The following is a 15,190-nucleotide window of genomic DNA, read 5'->3' on the forward strand; positions in this document are numbered from 1 at the left end:
CACAAATTAATAAAAATTCATTTGGTTCCCCGCCAAAAATTCCGCCAAAATAATTTGAATGCTCCCATCTATTGATGGTGGGCATTTTTTGTTTACCCCTTATTTGCTATAATTGTAAACAAAATGGTTCAAAATCGAGGACATTATGACAGTTAAGGGATTAACATTAAAAGAAAGTATGAATAAGAATATTCAAGCTATCATGCCGCTTGAAGAAGAGAAATCAGAGTTTGAAATAAGGTTATCAAATTTTATTAAGAACCTTTTGGCAAACAAAAACGAATCTGAAGAATTTCAAAAAAATCTCCTGTCGGATTTTTTAAAAGGTTGTCTACCGAAAAACTTTATTAATACACATAGCCGAATAGATCTGACCATTTACAATGGTCAAGATGCTTCCAGCTCTCTTGGTGTTTTAATTGAAACTAAAAGTCTGACCAATGTAAATGAAATGATGACAACTAAAAATTTCAATGTAAAATCGTTTCAAGAGGCGATTGCATACTATCTGGAAGAAAGAATAGTTAGTGACGCAATTGAAATTAAGAAGATTATTATCTCGAATGGATTATCTTGGTTTGTCATTGAAGCAAAGGAATTTGAGAAATATTTCTATAATAATAAAACTCTTGTTGATAACTACAAGAAATGGTCTCTTAGACAGCTATCAAGTGATACGACTGATTTCTTATACACATCAGTGATTGCACCACAAATTGAAAAAGCAATCGAAAAGGGTATCAGAATTGCACATTTTGATTTGGGTAATGCTGTTCAGTCGAAGAAGGATATTAAGTTAAAGAAAAATAATGTTACCCAATTGTATAGGTTCTTTTCTGCGGAAAATCTATTGAATAAGGAAATTTTTACTGATTCAAATAAACTCAACAAGAAATTTTACGATGAGCTATTGTATATTATGGGTTTGGAGGAAGCTAAAGAGGGCACAACTAAGATTATTAAGAGGCTTAGTCCTGAAAAAAGACAAAGCTTCTCAATGATTGAATCAATAATTACTAGATTGGATCAAAAAGACGTACCGGTAGAAAAACAGTATGATACTGCTATTCAATTGTCAGTTATATGGATTAACCGTATTCTATTTTTAAAGCTCTTAGAATCGCAATTAGTTGCATTCCATAATGGTGACCGTAAATATAAATTCCTCTCTTTTAACAAGATCAAGTCATATGCAGATTTATTTGATTTATTTTTTGGAATTCTAGCCAAGAGACATGATCAGAGGAATTCGGAATTAGAAGCAAAGTATAGTTTTATTCCGTACTTAAATAGTTCTCTATTTGAGGAAAGCCCTGTTGAAACAAGTAGTTATGGAATTACCATTGACCAACTCCGCGAAGGGGATATCAAGGTATATGGAAAGACGGTTTTAAAGGACGAAAAGGGTAAAAAGAAGAGTGGATTATTAGATTTTCATCAATATTTATTCGAGTTTCTGGAGTCCTATGACTTTTCAACTACATCATCAGGTAAAGAAAAGTCTAAAAATGATTTGATTAATGCTTCGGTACTAGGACTTATTTTTGAAAAAATCAATGGTTATGCTGACGGATCATTCTTTACCCCGGGCAATATTACCATGTATATGTCTCGTCGCGCTTTACGATCTGCTGCTATTGATAAGATAAATTCTGATTTAAACTGGCAAGCCAAGACAGTTGAAGATCTTAAGTTTAAAATTAGCAATATTGAAACAGCAAAGAAGGTCAGTGATAGTATTGATGATCTTAAAATTTGTGATCCGGCAGTAGGCTCTGGCCATTTCCTTGTCTCTATTCTGAATGAAATCATTGCTTTAAAAAATGATTTGGGATGTATTTTCGATTCTGAAGGGAAAATACTGAGAAATATTCATTGCTATGTCGCAAATGATGAGCTTATAGTTCAAGACTTTAATGGGGATAATTTTAATTATACAGTTGGTAATTTTGAGGCTACAAGAGTTCAGAAAGCTCTGTTTCAGCAGAAGCAATCTATCATTGAAAACTGTCTATTTGGTGTAGATATAAATCCAAACTCGGCAAACATCTGCCGTTTAAGATTGTGGATTGAATTGTTGAAGAACTCTTATTATGATGACAATGGTGAACTAGTAACTCTTCCGAATATTGATATAAATATCAAAATCGGTGATAGTCTACTTCATAAATTTGATCTCGATTTCTCTTTTGATTTGAGACGTAATGATTTCAAGGAATATCTTCAACTAGTCAAAGATTACAAGCAAACAAGCAACAAAAAGTTGAAGGCAGAACTTTCAATAAATATTGAAAAGATCAAGCGATCCTTTACAGATACCGCCTCTACCCCTGAAATGAAGAGGCTTAATAACCTCCTAACAGAGATGGGGAAAGCTGGAATTATGGATATGTTTGCCGATTCAAGAGAGGAACAAAAAAGATTCGATGAAATAACCGCTCAGGTTCAAAAAGCAAAAAAAGAGCTTGATGAAGTACTGAAAAACCCAATGTTTGCATCTGGATTAGAGTGGAGAATGGAATTTCCTGAGGTTCTAGATGATGAAGGAAATTACGTTGGATTTGATTTGGTAATTGGTAATCCCCCATATATTTTTGCTCGCAATCAATCATTTACGGATGACATGAAAAAGTATTACGTGAAGACATATACAATTAGTGAATACCAAGCAAATACTTACACTCTCTTTATTGAATTAGCATATGGGTTACTTAGAAAGGGCGGAACCTTTGGATACATTATCCCTAACAACATTTTGACCATTCAGACTAATGCAAAAATTCGGAAATTCATTACTGAAAAAACGGGAAATATCGTGATTATCAATTCGTTAGATAAAATTTTCTCAGATGCTTCTGTGGATAATTGTATTTTGTTTTTCAAAAAGAAGAAACCTAATTTTATTTCACTTGAAGAATTGTCCGACGGAGAGTTTATACCTGTAGGGAAAGTTGATTCAACTTTCTTTAAAAACAACTCAAATTTCAGTTTTTCAAAAGTTAAGTATCAAAAAGTATTTGATGCATACGAAAAGATTAATCAGCCAGATATGCGACCGCTTAGTGAAATTTCGACTTTGAAGGCGGGGGTAAAGATCTATGAAACTGGTAAAGGAAATCCACCTCAGACAAAAGAAGACAAACGTAATGACGTTTTTGTTTCAACCTCAGCGGTCGATGCGAATTGGAGAAGATGGCTGGAGGGTAGCAATATTAAAAGATATGCGGTGTCTTGGAGTGGTAAATATGTTAAATATGGGAATAATTTGGCGGCAAAAAGAAATCCCCAGATTTTTAGCAAAAGGCGAATTCTAGTGAGACAGATTCCTTCTAGGAAAGAGTATGCAATTAATGCGATGATAATAGATGATGATTCCATTAATGGTGAGTCAAATTTAATTGTTAGTGAAATAAAACAAAGTTTATTCTACGTCTTGGGAGTCCTGAATTCAAAAGCAATATCCCTTTGGTTTATCATTAAGTTTGATAAATTTTCTAGAAATTTGTATCCACGGTTAGTCTTAAACGAACTTGGACAGTTTCCAATTCCGGATGTTAATGATGTACAAGAAAGAGAAATAGCTAATAACGTTAAGCTATTGATGAATGAGATGGCAAAAGAAGAGAGTAACCATAAATTAGTAGATGAATTGAATATTGCTATTGACGAACAAGTTATGAATGCATTTAAACTTACCGAGGAAGAGAAACAAACTGTTAGGGATTTTGAAATATAGTGGTAGACAAGAACGCTGATTCTTCAAATATTTCGTAATTCGAAGGGACTCTCACAAGAAGATTTTTCTGCAGTTAAGGGTAGTATGCCGACAATTAAGGGAGTGTACAATATTTTGTGTAAATAGTAATTGAAAAGGGAAGACCTTCCCCGTATGATTAAATCGCCAAACATAATCAACGGAGGTCTTCCCCCATGGATCAGTTTAACAAAGAAATCGCTCAAGCACTACTATCTCAAGGAAATTTAAAAGAGGTTTTTCGTGCTCAGTTAGAGAGAACAGTCAACAGCCTACTTCAAGCTGAATTAACCGCAATTTTAGGCTACGATCCATATGATCGCAGTGGTTTTAACAGCGGAAATTCCAGGAACGGACAGTACTTTCGTCAAATAGCTTCCGAGTATGGAAAACTAAATATTTGCGTACCACGTGACCGTAATGGTGAATTCAAAGCAGCACTCATTCCGCCGTACACGCGTCGTGTTGATGCCTTAGAAGAGATGGTTATCAAGCTCTACGAAAAAGGAATCACAACACGTGAAATTGCCGATTTAATCGAGAAAATGTACGGATCGCACTACTGCGCAACAACGATCTCAAACATGACTAAGGTCGTCGAGGGACAAGTTGAAACTTTTCATGAACGTCATTTTACTGAGGCAAACTTCGTTTGTCTCTTCATCGATGCGACTTATCTTCCACTCAGACGAAATACGGTTGAACGTGAGGCGGTCTATATCGCGATTGGCATCACGGCAAACGGAGAGAAACAGATTCTTGATTACCAGATCGCTCCAACTGAAAATGGCGAAGTTTGGTCAGAATTATTAGGTGGGCTTGTAAAAAGAGGTATCATCAACGTTCAACTGGTCGTCGCTGATGGAATGGTGGGACTTGAATCGGCGTTGGAGAGGAGCTACCCACAGGCAAAATTCCAGCGTTGCCTCGTCACATATGAGTCGTAATATTTTTAAAAAAGTACGTGTTAGCGACCGGCAGGCCGTTATGTCTGAATTCAAACAGATTCACCAAGCAACGACAAAATCTGAGGCACAAAAAGTCCTGGACACCTTTATTACGCACTGGGAACCTAGCTATTCTAAAATGACGAAACGCTTAGCAGAGACCCAAAATCTGCTTACTTTCTTTGATTTCCCAACGAGTATTAGAGCCTCGATCTACTCGACCAATCTTATTGAATCTTTCAATAAATCGATCAAGCGAAAAACCAAAGCAAAGGAACAATTTCCAAATGAAGACGCGTTAGATCGTTTCTTAGTCACACAGGTGTTGGCCTACAACGAAAAGAACTTTGGCAAGTCTCATCGTGGATTTAAACAGTGCCAGGATACATTAGAATCGATGTTTTGAAATTGGTCATTTAATCATGCAAATAAGAGTTACTCATTTACACAAAATTCTTGACACTCTCTACTGCATAATTGGTGATATAATTATCATTAACGAATTTGTGATGAGGGTGCATAAACATGGCTACAGCTAAAATCATTGAATTATTACTCGAAGATGGCACATTAGACGGATTGTTGACTGTCCAAGATAGTAGTTGGAATGGAACGATGCTTGTTTCACCACGCGATAGTATCAGTCAGCTATTTCAAAAGGAAGAAACAAAATTCTGGGGAGTTTATCTGTTACTGTCCGATGAAGGCGTCTATATCGGGCAAGCTTCTGAGCTACAAACTCGTCTGAAACAGCATGATAAGTCGAAAGATTTTTGGGAAAAATGTGTTCTCATTACTACCAAAGATGATTCGCTTAATCGTGGTGCGATTGATTATATTGAAGCTGACCTGATTGAAAGAGCCAAACGGGTGGGCAGATTGCACATCGAGAACAAGCAGAATGGAAATAAGACTAATGTATCTGCATTTGAAAAGGTAAGGTTTGATAATTATATAGAGAACGCGCTCTTACTCTTAGAGTTAATCGGTATCGCAGTGTTTAAACAAGATGAAAAAAAGCGTAGAAAGCGAAAAATGATTACTCAATCAATCAATTCAACCCAGTCGATACCCGATTCGCCTTTAGAAATGGATCACGCTGTTGCTTACTATGTTGAATTAAGTGATGGATTCAAGTATCAGGGCACGAGTAACAGAGACTATTTTTTGCGTACAATTGAACATCTTGCCAAAACTTATCCTAATGTTTATCAAGATTTGAAAATAGGCTTTATAAGCAAAAAAGGCCGTCACTATATCGCCAATGAACAACGGTGGTCATCAAAAACTAATAGTCCACTTTATTCTCGAATTAATAATGGTGATTATATCTATTCAAATCAATCAGCAAATTCTTTGCGGGATAACTTAGAACAGTATCTAAAAGCGTTTAATATACAGCGAATTGTATAGTAAATGTAGTGTGAGAAATAACGACACCTAAAAAGTTATTTTTTGTTTGAGAGCGTAAAATATCTTGTGTAAATGCATAAAAGACTTCTGAATTGTATAGAAATAGGGGATGCCTTCCCTTATGATATTTAGTAACCACAGAAAACATCACAGGAGGCGTTCCCCATGAATGAACTTACCACAGAAATTATCGCTGCACTAGCCCAAAAGCAAGATTTGGACGAAGTTTTTCGTCACCACCTCGAAATTGCGATTAACCAGCTGCTTCAAACCGAATTGGCAGAGTTTTTGGGTTACGAACGCTACTCATACGCTGGGATCAACACTGGTAATAACCGCAACGGCAGTTATGAGCGCTCGTTTGATACGAAGTACGGCCAACTTAACTTAACCATTCCTCGAGATCGCAATGGCCGGTTTGAAAATCATACCTTGCCAGCCTACGGTCGGCACAGTGATAATTTAGAAAGCCATTGATAATGAATCAAGAAAGGCCAATAGGGTATACCCTATTGGCTAGATTGGTTTAGTCAAACAAAAATCTTAATTGGTTCCTTATAAGAGCATATAATTCCATCATCACTACCTGTCCTGTTATAATTATGGTAAAGGTGGTGATGATTTGCGATTTATATTTAAGGTATTAATAGTAGTTGTTATTATCCTTGCATTTCCTTTATCCATAGTTCTTGTCTTTAAAAATTGGTCAACGGCTATTGGTACTAGTACACCCATGTTATTAAAGCTTGGTTGGTTGGAGCAGTACGAACCGATATACCTCTTTTGGAGTGGAGTAATTCTGGCGGTACTGTTAATTATTTTTTTGCTTATCACACTTTTTTGGCCACGGTCACAATCATTATATCTTCATCAAAAGTCTGATGGTCAAGTGACCGTCAGTAAGAAAGCTATTGAACATTTTGCGCTTTCAGCACTTCAACATGAACCCTTTATTGGCAACCCCAAGGTATCAGCTAAGTTATCACGAAAAGGGATCACACTTAAAATATCGGGTGATCTACTAAATTCAGTCAATGCTAAGAAACAGACTGCAAATTTTCTCAATCAATTAAAAAAAGATTTGCGTATTTGTCTTGGAATTTCTGAACAGAAAAAAATAAAAATCCGACTCGTTGATTTCAATGAGTCGGACGCTAATGTGCAACAATCTCGAGTTGTCTAGGAGGTGATAACGTGACCGAACTCATTAAAGCCTATTTTTGGCCACTAATTGGTGGAATTATGGGATTGCTCTTAGCGGTCCTTATCATCACTTTTGGATTTTTCAAGACGCTTTTTGTTTTGATTTTTATGGCAATCGGGATTACCGCGGGTTATTATATTCAAAAAACTGGTATCTTAACAAATGTTTTTAAATAACTGTTTGAATTATAAGGAGGAAAAATTATGCAGAATGGAACGCCAAGTGAGAAAACAACAACTAACGAAAAGTCTGGTGTTAAAGGCAATTTAACATTTGATGATAAGGTTATTCAAAAGATCATTGGTATCGCACTTTCTGAGGTAGATGGCTTATTAACCGTAGATGGCGGCTTTTTCGCAAATGTTGCTGAAAAACTAGTTAATACTTCAGATGTCACATCAGGAATTGATGTAGAGGTTGGAAAAAAGCAGGTTGCAGTGGATCTCGACATTGTTGCTGAATACGGCATTGATATTTCTAAACTGTATGACAAGATCAAAAATGTTATCGTTCGGGAAGTAAAGAATATGACCGACTTAGAAGTAATTGAGGTAAATGTGAATGTTGTTGATGTCAAGACAAAGGAGCAACATGAAAAAGATTCGACTTCTCTGCAAGATCGCGTGAGCGATGCCACAGACAAAACGAAGGAAGCCATCAGTAAGGGCGCAAAGAAATCGAAGGAAACATTAGGTGACAGCGTTGATAAAGTAACGTCTGACAATAAATCTAGTCGTGTTAACTAAGGGAGTGAGTAAATATGGGACTTATTTGGTCATTAATCGTCGGGGCAATCATTGGTGCCATTGCTGGCGCAATCACTAACCGTGGTGCTGCTATGGGCTGGATTGCAAACATCGTAGCTGGTTTAATCGGTGCGTGGATTGGTCAAGGGCTCCTTGGCACTTGGGGCCCTTCGTTAGCTGGCATGGCATTGATACCATCGATCATTGGTGCAATTATTTTAGTTCTGATTGTTTCATTAGTTGTTGGTCGAACCAGTAAAAAGTAAGGAGGGAATTTTATGGACGTCTTGAAAAATGTATTTAAGTTTATGATCGCTTCTACACTCATTGTAGGTGGTGTCCTCATCGGTGGCACCGTCTTGGCCGCTAAGAAAGTAGATGGCATTGGTGATACATTGCAACAAAAATTACATGGATAATTAGCCAAATTTATCTGTATTAGGCTTCTTAGAACGTAAATAATTTTACAATCTACCATATAACGTCTCCATCTTTTCAAAACGACTTAATTCTACGGGCTATAAATAACTTAATTTGCCAGTGTATAACGTTTCAGATTAAGCTACCACTATGTTATAATAACCATATCGAAAGGAGATCAATCTAATGAAATATACGAAAACCAAAGCAGTATTAAATCAACTCGTTGCCGATTTGAGCCAGATGTCAATGATTATCCATCAGACGCATTGGTACATGCGTGGACCTAACTTTTTGAAGTTGCACCCCTTGATGGATGAGTTCATGGAAGAAATTGACAGCCAACTCGATGTCATTTCTGAACGGCTGATTGCGCTTGATGGCAGTCCTTACTCGACCTTAAAAGAAATGGCCGAAAACACTAAGATTCAAGACTGGCCTGGTGAATGGGACAAAACAACCCCAGAACGCCTCGCACACTTAGTTGATGGCTATCGTTACTTGGAAGACCTTTACCAACACGGCATTGAAGTATCCGATGTTGAAAAAGACTTCAGTACCCAAGATATTTTCATTGGTCTCAAAACCGCAATTGAGAAGAAAATCTGGATGATTCAGGCAGAGCTTGGGTCGGCGCCGGAAATTGATGAATAAAATAATATTAAAAAATCGGTAGGCTTATAGTAGATTGTAAAATTAATCCGAACGCCCATTTGGATATTGGACAGCCCTAGTTCACAAAAGGTTTCGATTTTAATTCGTTCGGAATAGGTTATACTAGACAAAAGATCAGCTCCTAAAAGATGGGTTTGTGGTAAACACCATTTTAAAGGCAGCTGATTTTTTTGTCCGAACAGCGTTCGGATTAATTTTACAATCTGCCATTAATAAAAAATACGTCGTTATTCGATGACTGTTGGTACGATCAATTCGAAGCGGTCTGTCAAATAGGTCAATTCAATTGGCAGTTTAACCGCTGGGTCGCCGTCAATACGTGTCGTCACGGCTTGACCAGTTGCACTCGTAATTCGTGCACTGTTTGCCGTTAGCTGTGTAATGGCCTTGGAGTTTTGCAAGTTCCCCGTTAGTGCGAACCAAATATATGGAATTACTTGCCGCCAGCCAATGTTGTTAAGTAGACTAATATGCATTTTTCCTGGAGCAGACGCGCTATAGACGTGCCCACCGACTGATTTGGTCGTTGTAATCAAACAGAACCATGTTTTTAAGGTATGGCTTCCTTCGTGTTTGAATTGATATCGAATTGGCAGTGACTTATTGTGACCAATATGGCGAATAGCACGGTAAAGATAGCTTAATTTACCGAATCGCTGCTTCTCAGATTGTCGAACTTCATTGGAAATGTCAGCCAAATTACCGAATGTCAGTGAACTCACGACTGCCCGGCGTTGATTACAAACTAGCATGCCGACTGCTTGGGTCGCCGGCTGAGTACAAATTAGTTCGATGGCCGCTTGGGGGTCAGTTGGTAACTGGTAGCGGGTTGCAAAATTATTAACCGTTCCCATGGGAATAACGCCGATACGAATATGTGCTTCAGCTTGGATTAGGGCTGTCATTGCAACGTTCAGTGTGCCATCTCCACCAATAACAATTAGTGCTGACAGTTGAGGAAGTGTTTGCTTAATTAACGCAATTGCCCGGGGGATTCCTGGTGTTGTCAGTAATTGAGACTCAATGCCGTGGTTCGATAGCGCTTGCGCGGTTTGATGGGCGACGGTTGCCGCTTGCCCATTACCCGCTTGTCCGTTATAGAAAATGCCGTAAGTTGTTGCCATGACAATCGCCTCTTGATTAAAAAATTAAGTTTATTCATCGCTTATTTAGTAAGCTTTTGATAGTCTCAGTATAGCTTGAACACTAGTTTGACTGGAAATAATATGCATCATTACTGAATTAGTCGGGTCAATGTGATACAATCCATTTTTGAGTGCATAAATTTTCCTTTCTTGACATATATCAATTTTAATAAGTTTAGAATAGCATATAATGGACTTATAATGAAGAATTGGAGGAATCATTCATGACTAAAAAATACGTTGCTAACATCGTACCACTAAACGTAGAAGGCATTGGAACGGCACCCCATGGAACTGCCACCTTTGTTGAAGACGGTGACCAATTACACGTGGCGATTGAAATGTTTGATACACCTGCAAATACGCAACACTGGGAACATTTCCACGGTTTTCCAGATGGTAAGGCGGCCCAAATTGCCACGATGGCGCAGGATGCCAATCATGACGGATTTGTCGACTTGCCAGAAACTGAACCAGTCTCAGGGACAACGATGGTGCCATTTGACAACGCCCCACATCACATGGACGTGCCAAATGATAACTACCCAGTCGCTGACGCCCAAGGCCACTTTGCCTACGAAATCGATGTGCCATTAGCTGATTTGCAAGCGAAGTTCAAAGAAGTCTTTGGTACCGATGACTTGGAACTCGACAAACGGGTCATCTACATTCACGGCGTACCACAAGACTTGGCTTTACCAGCCACCGTTGCTGGTGAAGTTGGCGCCTACGATGCACACGTCACCTTACCAATTGCGGTTGGGAAGATTGAAGTCGCAGACTAACCTAAAATTTGAAGTAAGCTAAAACATAACGACCGGATGAGCCTATCATATGACAGGTTCATCCGGTCGTTATGTTTATTTCTTTAGACTATCGACGGAAGCCTTGAAAACGCGAAATCGATTGACGATTATGGTTCCGACTGGCGAAGCACGTCCGTTAATTGTTGCCGAAAAATTGGCGTCCAGATATTCCGATAACCTAATCGGGTTGGATGAGCGTCGTCGACCATTGCTAGTGGTTGGGCGCGATTTTCAGCTTTGACCACTGGATCTTGCCAGAGGTCAATAATCGTGAAGTGCCACTTTTTTTGTAAGACTTTCAATTGCTGCACTAATTTACCATAATTCGCATCGTGTTTTCGCACACAAGTGAAGAACACGATTGGCACCGCCCAATGCTGTTGAACATAGGCCACGATTGTTTCAATCGCTCCGAGCGTCGTCGTTTCGTCAAAGCCGTGGCGCTGTTGTGCACCTGTAACTTGCCCCATAGCCTTGTCATGCTGGATTGAAGTCAATATTTGAGACAGATTTTAAGAGACATTCAGAACCGCGTTTACCTTCCACAGCTCAAATAAATCATTAATCGCGATTAATAACTTATTTGAACCCTGGAAAGCATTAAATCAGGCGGCCATTTGGCTCGTAAGTGTTGCAATTTCAACTTGTAAGGGGGTCTGGTAGCCCAGTGAACTATGAATTCTCTTCCTATTTCTTCCTATTGTAGAAAGCATGCACATATTCAAAAAGGACGGCAGCGGCAGTTTCATAATCTTCAAAGACCGGCACTGGGTAAACACATTCCTTTTTGAGGGAAGCGTGAAAGGATTCCATTGGCGCATTATCATACGGACAACCCTTACGGCTGTATGAGTGGCGGATATGTAGCTCAGTTAAACGTTGATTGTAATCATCGCTGGTATACTGTGATCCTAAATCCGTATGGATAATCAGGTCACCAGTAATGGTTCGATTTTTAACCGCGCTTTCAAGGGTCTTTAAGACTAAATCAGTAGCCATCTTTTTTGAGAACGAATAGCCGATAATCCGTCGTGAGTGCAGGTCCATGATGGTTGATAAGTAACACCAGCCATGACGCTTCGTTTGAATATAGGTCATATCAGCGGTCCATTTTTGATTTAAACCAGTGGTCGAGAAATCCTGCTTAAGCAAGTTGGGACGCTGTTCAACCTTGGTTTTGGAAGCCGAAGCCGCTTCCCACTTATTGACGGTAACGGAGTGGATATCCAGTTCCTTCATGAGCCGGGAAATCCGTCGTGGACTGCACCGAAGCTGCAGTGGTTGAAGTTCCAGATTCAATTCATGGTGGATCTTCATAACACCGTATCGCTGCTTAAATTCCGCAAAGATCCGCAGAATCCGTTGTTTCAAGTCCGCATCTTCGGCCCGGCGTTTTGAAGGTTTGGGGGATCGATAACGATAATACTGAGCTCTGGAAACACCGAGGATTCGGCACATCTTGGTTACCTGGTGGTGATGGCTTTCTTGGTGAATGTAATCAAAGATATTGGTTACTTCTGCGCAAGGAAGCCCAGGGCTTTTTTTAGGATTTCGTTCTCCTCAGACAGCGAAGCCAGTCGCTTTTCCATCGCTTTGATTTCGTCTGGCGATTTACCGGATTGAGTTTTGGCCTGGCCCTGGATCCACTTATGAACTGTTGAATAGCTAATGCCATATTCTCTGGCCAGTTGGGCAGCTGATTCGCCTTGCTTATATAGGTTGATCATGTTTTGTTTGAATTCTTTGTCGTAACGAGTTGGCATGTAAAAATTCCTTCCTTTTGAGAGATGATTTATTCATTATACCCTCTCTTAAAAGTTGTCTCAGGAATCAGCTTACATCTAGATTAAACTATCCATAAATCTGGGACCACCTTTGTTGAATTTTAATAAACACTGAAGTTGTTTTAAGCTTGGTGCAATTCAGTGGTTGGTTCTTGAAAGGGAATAACATACGCCACACCCTTGATCACATTGACGACTACCACACGTGCACCTTTAGGCAAGGCTGCCAGTTCAGGCTCTTGGTCGGGTTGGTAGAGCCGGGCTGCATAAGTTTGTCGGGCCCGGCCACCACCACTGATCATCACTTCGCCAGTGACTAGGTCAGACACACCTAAGGTCAATGTACCAGTAAGTAAATCTTGTTGGGGCATAATCGTTGAGTTATCAGCGTGAGTCAACAAGTGATTTAGTAAATGAAAAATAGGGATGAAGATTAAAGAAAGTAAGAGCCACAATACTAGTAACGTGGCCACAACCAGCAGACCAATGAAGGTCCATTTTTGCCATGTGTTCGGCGCATGGAAAAGACTTGTCAGTGAGGTACTGACACGAAGGCTGGTTGCAAATAATAAAAAGTTGCCTATCATAAATTCACCTGACTTAACTATAAAGTTTAAAGAAGTCGCTAGCGCATTTGACCAGCGTTTCTTGAAAACGATTGCTAATCGCGGAATAGTGCCATTATAGCATAATTAGTTCATAGAAATACATAGCTGTTGATGCCAATTGGTCGCATTATCTCGCCAATTATTTTAGAATTTAGTTAGTTGATACTTAGCTAAGCCAGATATCAGACTAAAATTAATCATAGGAAGGGCAACAAATGAAAATTGGAGAATTTCTGTTGGCTTTATTTCAGTTAGTAACTTCACTGATGGTCATTGGATTGATTCTTTGGTTTTTTGCAGAAATTTGGCCGTTAATCCTGATAGCACTTGGTTTACTGCGGGCGCTGTTTTTCCACTGATGTGAATTAGAATATCAGGTTAGATTTATGATTTGAATACAATAATGGTTATAACATTGGCGTTTTTATTAATGAGGTGGATAAAATGAAAGCAGTTATTGTGCGACAACCGGGTTCACCGGCTGTCTTAGAGTATACCGAAGTACCAACACCCCAGGTTAAGCCGGGCTGGACTTTGGTGAAAGTGCATGGTTTTGGCATCAATCATTCAGAGATTTTTACTCGTGAAGGTAAGTCACCAGCAGTTAAATTTCCACGGATCTTGGGTATTGAAGCGGTTGGCACGATTGCGGCAACTTCGGCACCAGAGCAGTTTCAAGTTGGACAAAAAGTGGTCTCGTTAATGGGCGAAATGGGTCGCGCTTTTGATGGTGGCTATGCAGAATATGTGTTGCTGCCGAATCAACAAGTGTATCCCGTGACCACGACGTTAAACTGGGATGATTTGGCGGCTGTCCCCGAAACTTATTACACCGCCTACGGGATCGTTCGCAGTTTGCAAATTAAAAATGATGACCGGATTTTGATTCGGGCGGCTACCAGTGGGGTTGGTTTAGCAGCTTCAAAGTTGATCAAGGCGATGAACCGTCATAATCAATTGGTGGGGACAACGCGTTCGGCTAAAAAGGTGCCTTTGTTAGAATCATTAGGTTTTGATCAAGTGCTAGTAACACCTGATCCAATTAATTTACCTGCGGGCAGTGGCACTTTTGATAAAATTATCGATTTGATTGGTGGTTTGGCAATTCGTGATTCGTTGTTGCGACTAAATGAGTTCGGAATTTCTAGCTCCACAGGTGAATTAGGGGGTCAGTGGACAATTGATCAGTTTGATCCCATTATGGATATTCCTAATGACCGCTATTTGACGGGATTTAGTTCAGGTGAAGTGACCGGCGCTGCTGTTCAACAATTAATTGATTTTATTGAAAAGTACCAAGTCAATGTCACACCGACAAAAATTTTCGATTTGGCCCATGTCCGCGAAGCCCATGAATATCTTGAAAGTAGCCATAGTCTGGGGAAAGTCATTGTGCGGATTTAGAGCGGTCTTACTTTTTGAAAAATAAATTTTCAGTTTTATAATTCTGGTACCATCTAGCAGCTGATGGTACGTAAATCAGTAAAAAAATATTTTTCAGGTTTTTATGATTATGCTATACTAAATTAGCGAATCACTTAAGTACCTTTCATAGAAAGTTGACCAAGTTTAATTGGTCAACGTGTTCATCGGAGGGTTCTGTAAATTAATTAATTACAAGCTGGATAAGATGCCGGGACAATGCCGGAAATCTTGTCCGGCTTTTTTATTTAACGAATTTTGGAGGC

Annotated in this window: 16 protein-coding genes and 3 pseudogenes; 13 read left to right on the plus strand and 6 right to left on the minus strand. The window is 39.2% G+C overall.

Features of this window, described 5'->3' with window-relative positions; genetic code table 11:
* The first annotated feature begins 145 nt into the window (after positions 1–145).
* The 10 genes and pseudogenes from EKM81_RS03200 to EKM81_RS03245 all read left to right on the plus strand — a co-directional run bounded on the left by EKM81_RS03200 (position 146) and on the right by EKM81_RS03245 (position 9,138).
* Entirely contained in the window at positions 146–3,736 is a 3,591-nt protein-coding gene (locus EKM81_RS03200) for a type IIG restriction enzyme/methyltransferase (protein WP_125648346.1), read from the plus strand.
* A 194-nt stretch (positions 3,737–3,930) separates the two neighbouring features.
* Positions 3,931–5,107: pseudogene (locus tag EKM81_RS03205) on the plus strand (IS256 family transposase).
* Between the two features lie 119 nt (positions 5,108–5,226).
* Positions 5,227–6,114 (plus strand): GIY-YIG nuclease family protein, encoded by an 888-nt coding sequence (locus tag EKM81_RS03210; RefSeq protein WP_125648349.1) that lies wholly within the window; start codon positions 5,227–5,229, stop codon positions 6,112–6,114.
* Between the two features lie 165 nt (positions 6,115–6,279).
* Positions 6,280–6,585, plus strand: a pseudogene (locus tag EKM81_RS03215) (transposase); the annotation flags it as partial.
* 151 nt (positions 6,586–6,736) lie between these two features.
* Positions 6,737–7,297 carry an alkaline shock response membrane anchor protein AmaP gene (gene amaP / locus EKM81_RS03220; protein ID WP_125648352.1) on the plus strand — a complete coding sequence of 187 codons (561 nt, stop codon included), beginning with the start codon at positions 6,737–6,739 and terminating at the stop codon, positions 7,295–7,297.
* Between the two features lie 11 nt (positions 7,298–7,308).
* Positions 7,309–7,494: a DUF2273 domain-containing protein gene (locus tag EKM81_RS03225; RefSeq protein ID WP_003596522.1), complete on the plus strand. Its 186-nt coding sequence runs from the start codon at positions 7,309–7,311 to the stop codon at positions 7,492–7,494.
* A gap of 27 nt (positions 7,495–7,521) precedes the next feature.
* On the plus strand, positions 7,522–8,064 hold the full coding sequence (locus tag EKM81_RS03230) for an Asp23/Gls24 family envelope stress response protein (RefSeq protein WP_125648355.1): 543 nt from the start codon (positions 7,522–7,524) through the stop codon (positions 8,062–8,064).
* A gap of 14 nt (positions 8,065–8,078) precedes the next feature.
* A complete protein-coding gene (locus EKM81_RS03235; protein WP_003680323.1) occupies positions 8,079–8,330 on the plus strand; it encodes a GlsB/YeaQ/YmgE family stress response membrane protein in 252 nt (83 codons plus the stop codon).
* Positions 8,331–8,342: 12 nt separating this feature from the next.
* The gene (locus EKM81_RS03240) at positions 8,343–8,483 is read left to right on the plus strand and encodes a hypothetical protein (RefSeq protein ID WP_081539454.1); all 141 of its coding nucleotides are present in this window, start codon (positions 8,343–8,345) and stop codon (positions 8,481–8,483) included.
* 187 nt (positions 8,484–8,670) lie between these two features.
* Positions 8,671–9,138 carry a Dps family protein gene (locus tag EKM81_RS03245; RefSeq protein ID WP_003587210.1) on the plus strand — a complete coding sequence of 156 codons (468 nt, stop codon included), beginning with the start codon at positions 8,671–8,673 and terminating at the stop codon, positions 9,136–9,138.
* A 41-nt stretch (positions 9,139–9,179) separates the two neighbouring features.
* Here the strand turns inward: EKM81_RS03245 and EKM81_RS03250 are convergent.
* Positions 9,180–9,269: pseudogene (locus tag EKM81_RS03250) on the minus strand (IS30 family transposase); the annotation flags it as partial.
* A gap of 117 nt (positions 9,270–9,386) precedes the next feature.
* Positions 9,387–10,283 carry a diacylglycerol/lipid kinase family protein gene (locus tag EKM81_RS03255; RefSeq protein ID WP_125648358.1) on the minus strand — a complete coding sequence of 299 codons (897 nt, stop codon included), beginning with the start codon at positions 10,281–10,283 and terminating at the stop codon, positions 9,387–9,389.
* 245 nt (positions 10,284–10,528) lie between these two features.
* Here EKM81_RS03255 and EKM81_RS03260 point away from each other — a divergent pair, with 245 nt between their 5' ends.
* Positions 10,529–11,089 (plus strand): hypothetical protein, encoded by a 561-nt coding sequence (locus EKM81_RS03260; protein ID WP_057904514.1) that lies wholly within the window; start codon positions 10,529–10,531, stop codon positions 11,087–11,089.
* 128 nt (positions 11,090–11,217) lie between these two features.
* Here the strand turns inward: EKM81_RS03260 and EKM81_RS03265 are convergent, their stop codons facing one another.
* The 4 genes from EKM81_RS03265 to EKM81_RS03280 form a co-directional block, all read right to left on the minus strand.
* Complete coding sequence (locus tag EKM81_RS03265) at positions 11,218–11,607, minus strand: SGNH/GDSL hydrolase family protein (RefSeq protein WP_191987259.1); 390 nt, start codon at positions 11,605–11,607, stop codon at positions 11,218–11,220.
* A gap of 190 nt (positions 11,608–11,797) precedes the next feature.
* A complete protein-coding gene (locus EKM81_RS03270) occupies positions 11,798–12,616 on the minus strand; it encodes an IS3 family transposase (RefSeq protein ID WP_318531226.1) in 819 nt (272 codons plus the stop codon).
* Between the two features lie 5 nt (positions 12,617–12,621).
* The gene (locus EKM81_RS11445; RefSeq protein ID WP_379880482.1) at positions 12,622–12,906 is read right to left on the minus strand and encodes a transposase; all 285 of its coding nucleotides are present in this window, start codon (positions 12,904–12,906) and stop codon (positions 12,622–12,624) included.
* A 110-nt stretch (positions 12,907–13,016) separates the two neighbouring features.
* Positions 13,017–13,481, minus strand: coding sequence for a hypothetical protein (locus EKM81_RS03280; protein ID WP_225420159.1), 465 nt, complete (start codon positions 13,479–13,481; stop codon positions 13,017–13,019).
* Between the two features lie 236 nt (positions 13,482–13,717).
* Here EKM81_RS03280 and EKM81_RS11125 point away from each other — a divergent pair, with 236 nt between their 5' ends.
* Both EKM81_RS11125 and EKM81_RS03285 read left to right on the plus strand, forming a co-directional pair.
* On the plus strand, positions 13,718–13,861 hold the full coding sequence (locus EKM81_RS11125; RefSeq protein WP_164509190.1) for a hypothetical protein: 144 nt from the start codon (positions 13,718–13,720) through the stop codon (positions 13,859–13,861).
* A gap of 85 nt (positions 13,862–13,946) precedes the next feature.
* Positions 13,947–14,906: an alcohol dehydrogenase catalytic domain-containing protein gene (locus EKM81_RS03285; protein ID WP_125648367.1), complete on the plus strand. Its 960-nt coding sequence runs from the start codon at positions 13,947–13,949 to the stop codon at positions 14,904–14,906.
* The last annotated feature ends 284 nt before the right edge of the window (positions 14,907–15,190 follow it).

The sequence above is a fragment of the Lapidilactobacillus gannanensis genome, from assembly GCF_003946675.1.
Classification (GTDB): Bacteria; Bacillota; Bacilli; order Lactobacillales; family Lactobacillaceae; genus Lapidilactobacillus; species Lapidilactobacillus gannanensis.

Excerpts from the sequence above, each read along its gene's own strand:
- EKM81_RS03240 (WP_081539454.1), top strand. The coding sequence starts at position 8,343 with ATGGACGTCTTGAAAAATGTATTTAAGTTTATGATCGCTTCTACACTC.
- EKM81_RS11125 (WP_164509190.1), top strand. The coding sequence starts at position 13,718 with ATGAAAATTGGAGAATTTCTGTTGGCTTTATTTCAGTTAGTAACTTCA.
- EKM81_RS03230 (WP_125648355.1), top strand. The coding sequence starts at position 7,522 with ATGCAGAATGGAACGCCAAGTGAGAAAACAACAACTAACGAAAAGTCT.
- EKM81_RS03260 (WP_057904514.1), top strand. The coding sequence starts at position 10,529 with ATGACTAAAAAATACGTTGCTAACATCGTACCACTAAACGTAGAAGGC.
- EKM81_RS03200 (WP_125648346.1), top strand. The coding sequence starts at position 146 with ATGACAGTTAAGGGATTAACATTAAAAGAAAGTATGAATAAGAATATT.
- EKM81_RS03280 (WP_225420159.1), bottom strand. The coding sequence starts at position 13,481 with ATGATAGGCAACTTTTTATTATTTGCAACCAGCCTTCGTGTCAGTACC.
- EKM81_RS03255 (WP_125648358.1), bottom strand. The coding sequence starts at position 10,283 with ATGGCAACAACTTACGGCATTTTCTATAACGGACAAGCGGGTAATGGG.
- EKM81_RS03285 (WP_125648367.1), top strand. The coding sequence starts at position 13,947 with ATGAAAGCAGTTATTGTGCGACAACCGGGTTCACCGGCTGTCTTAGAG.
- EKM81_RS03210 (WP_125648349.1), top strand. The coding sequence starts at position 5,227 with ATGGCTACAGCTAAAATCATTGAATTATTACTCGAAGATGGCACATTA.
- EKM81_RS03235 (WP_003680323.1), top strand. The coding sequence starts at position 8,079 with ATGGGACTTATTTGGTCATTAATCGTCGGGGCAATCATTGGTGCCATT.
- EKM81_RS03245 (WP_003587210.1), top strand. The coding sequence starts at position 8,671 with ATGAAATATACGAAAACCAAAGCAGTATTAAATCAACTCGTTGCCGAT.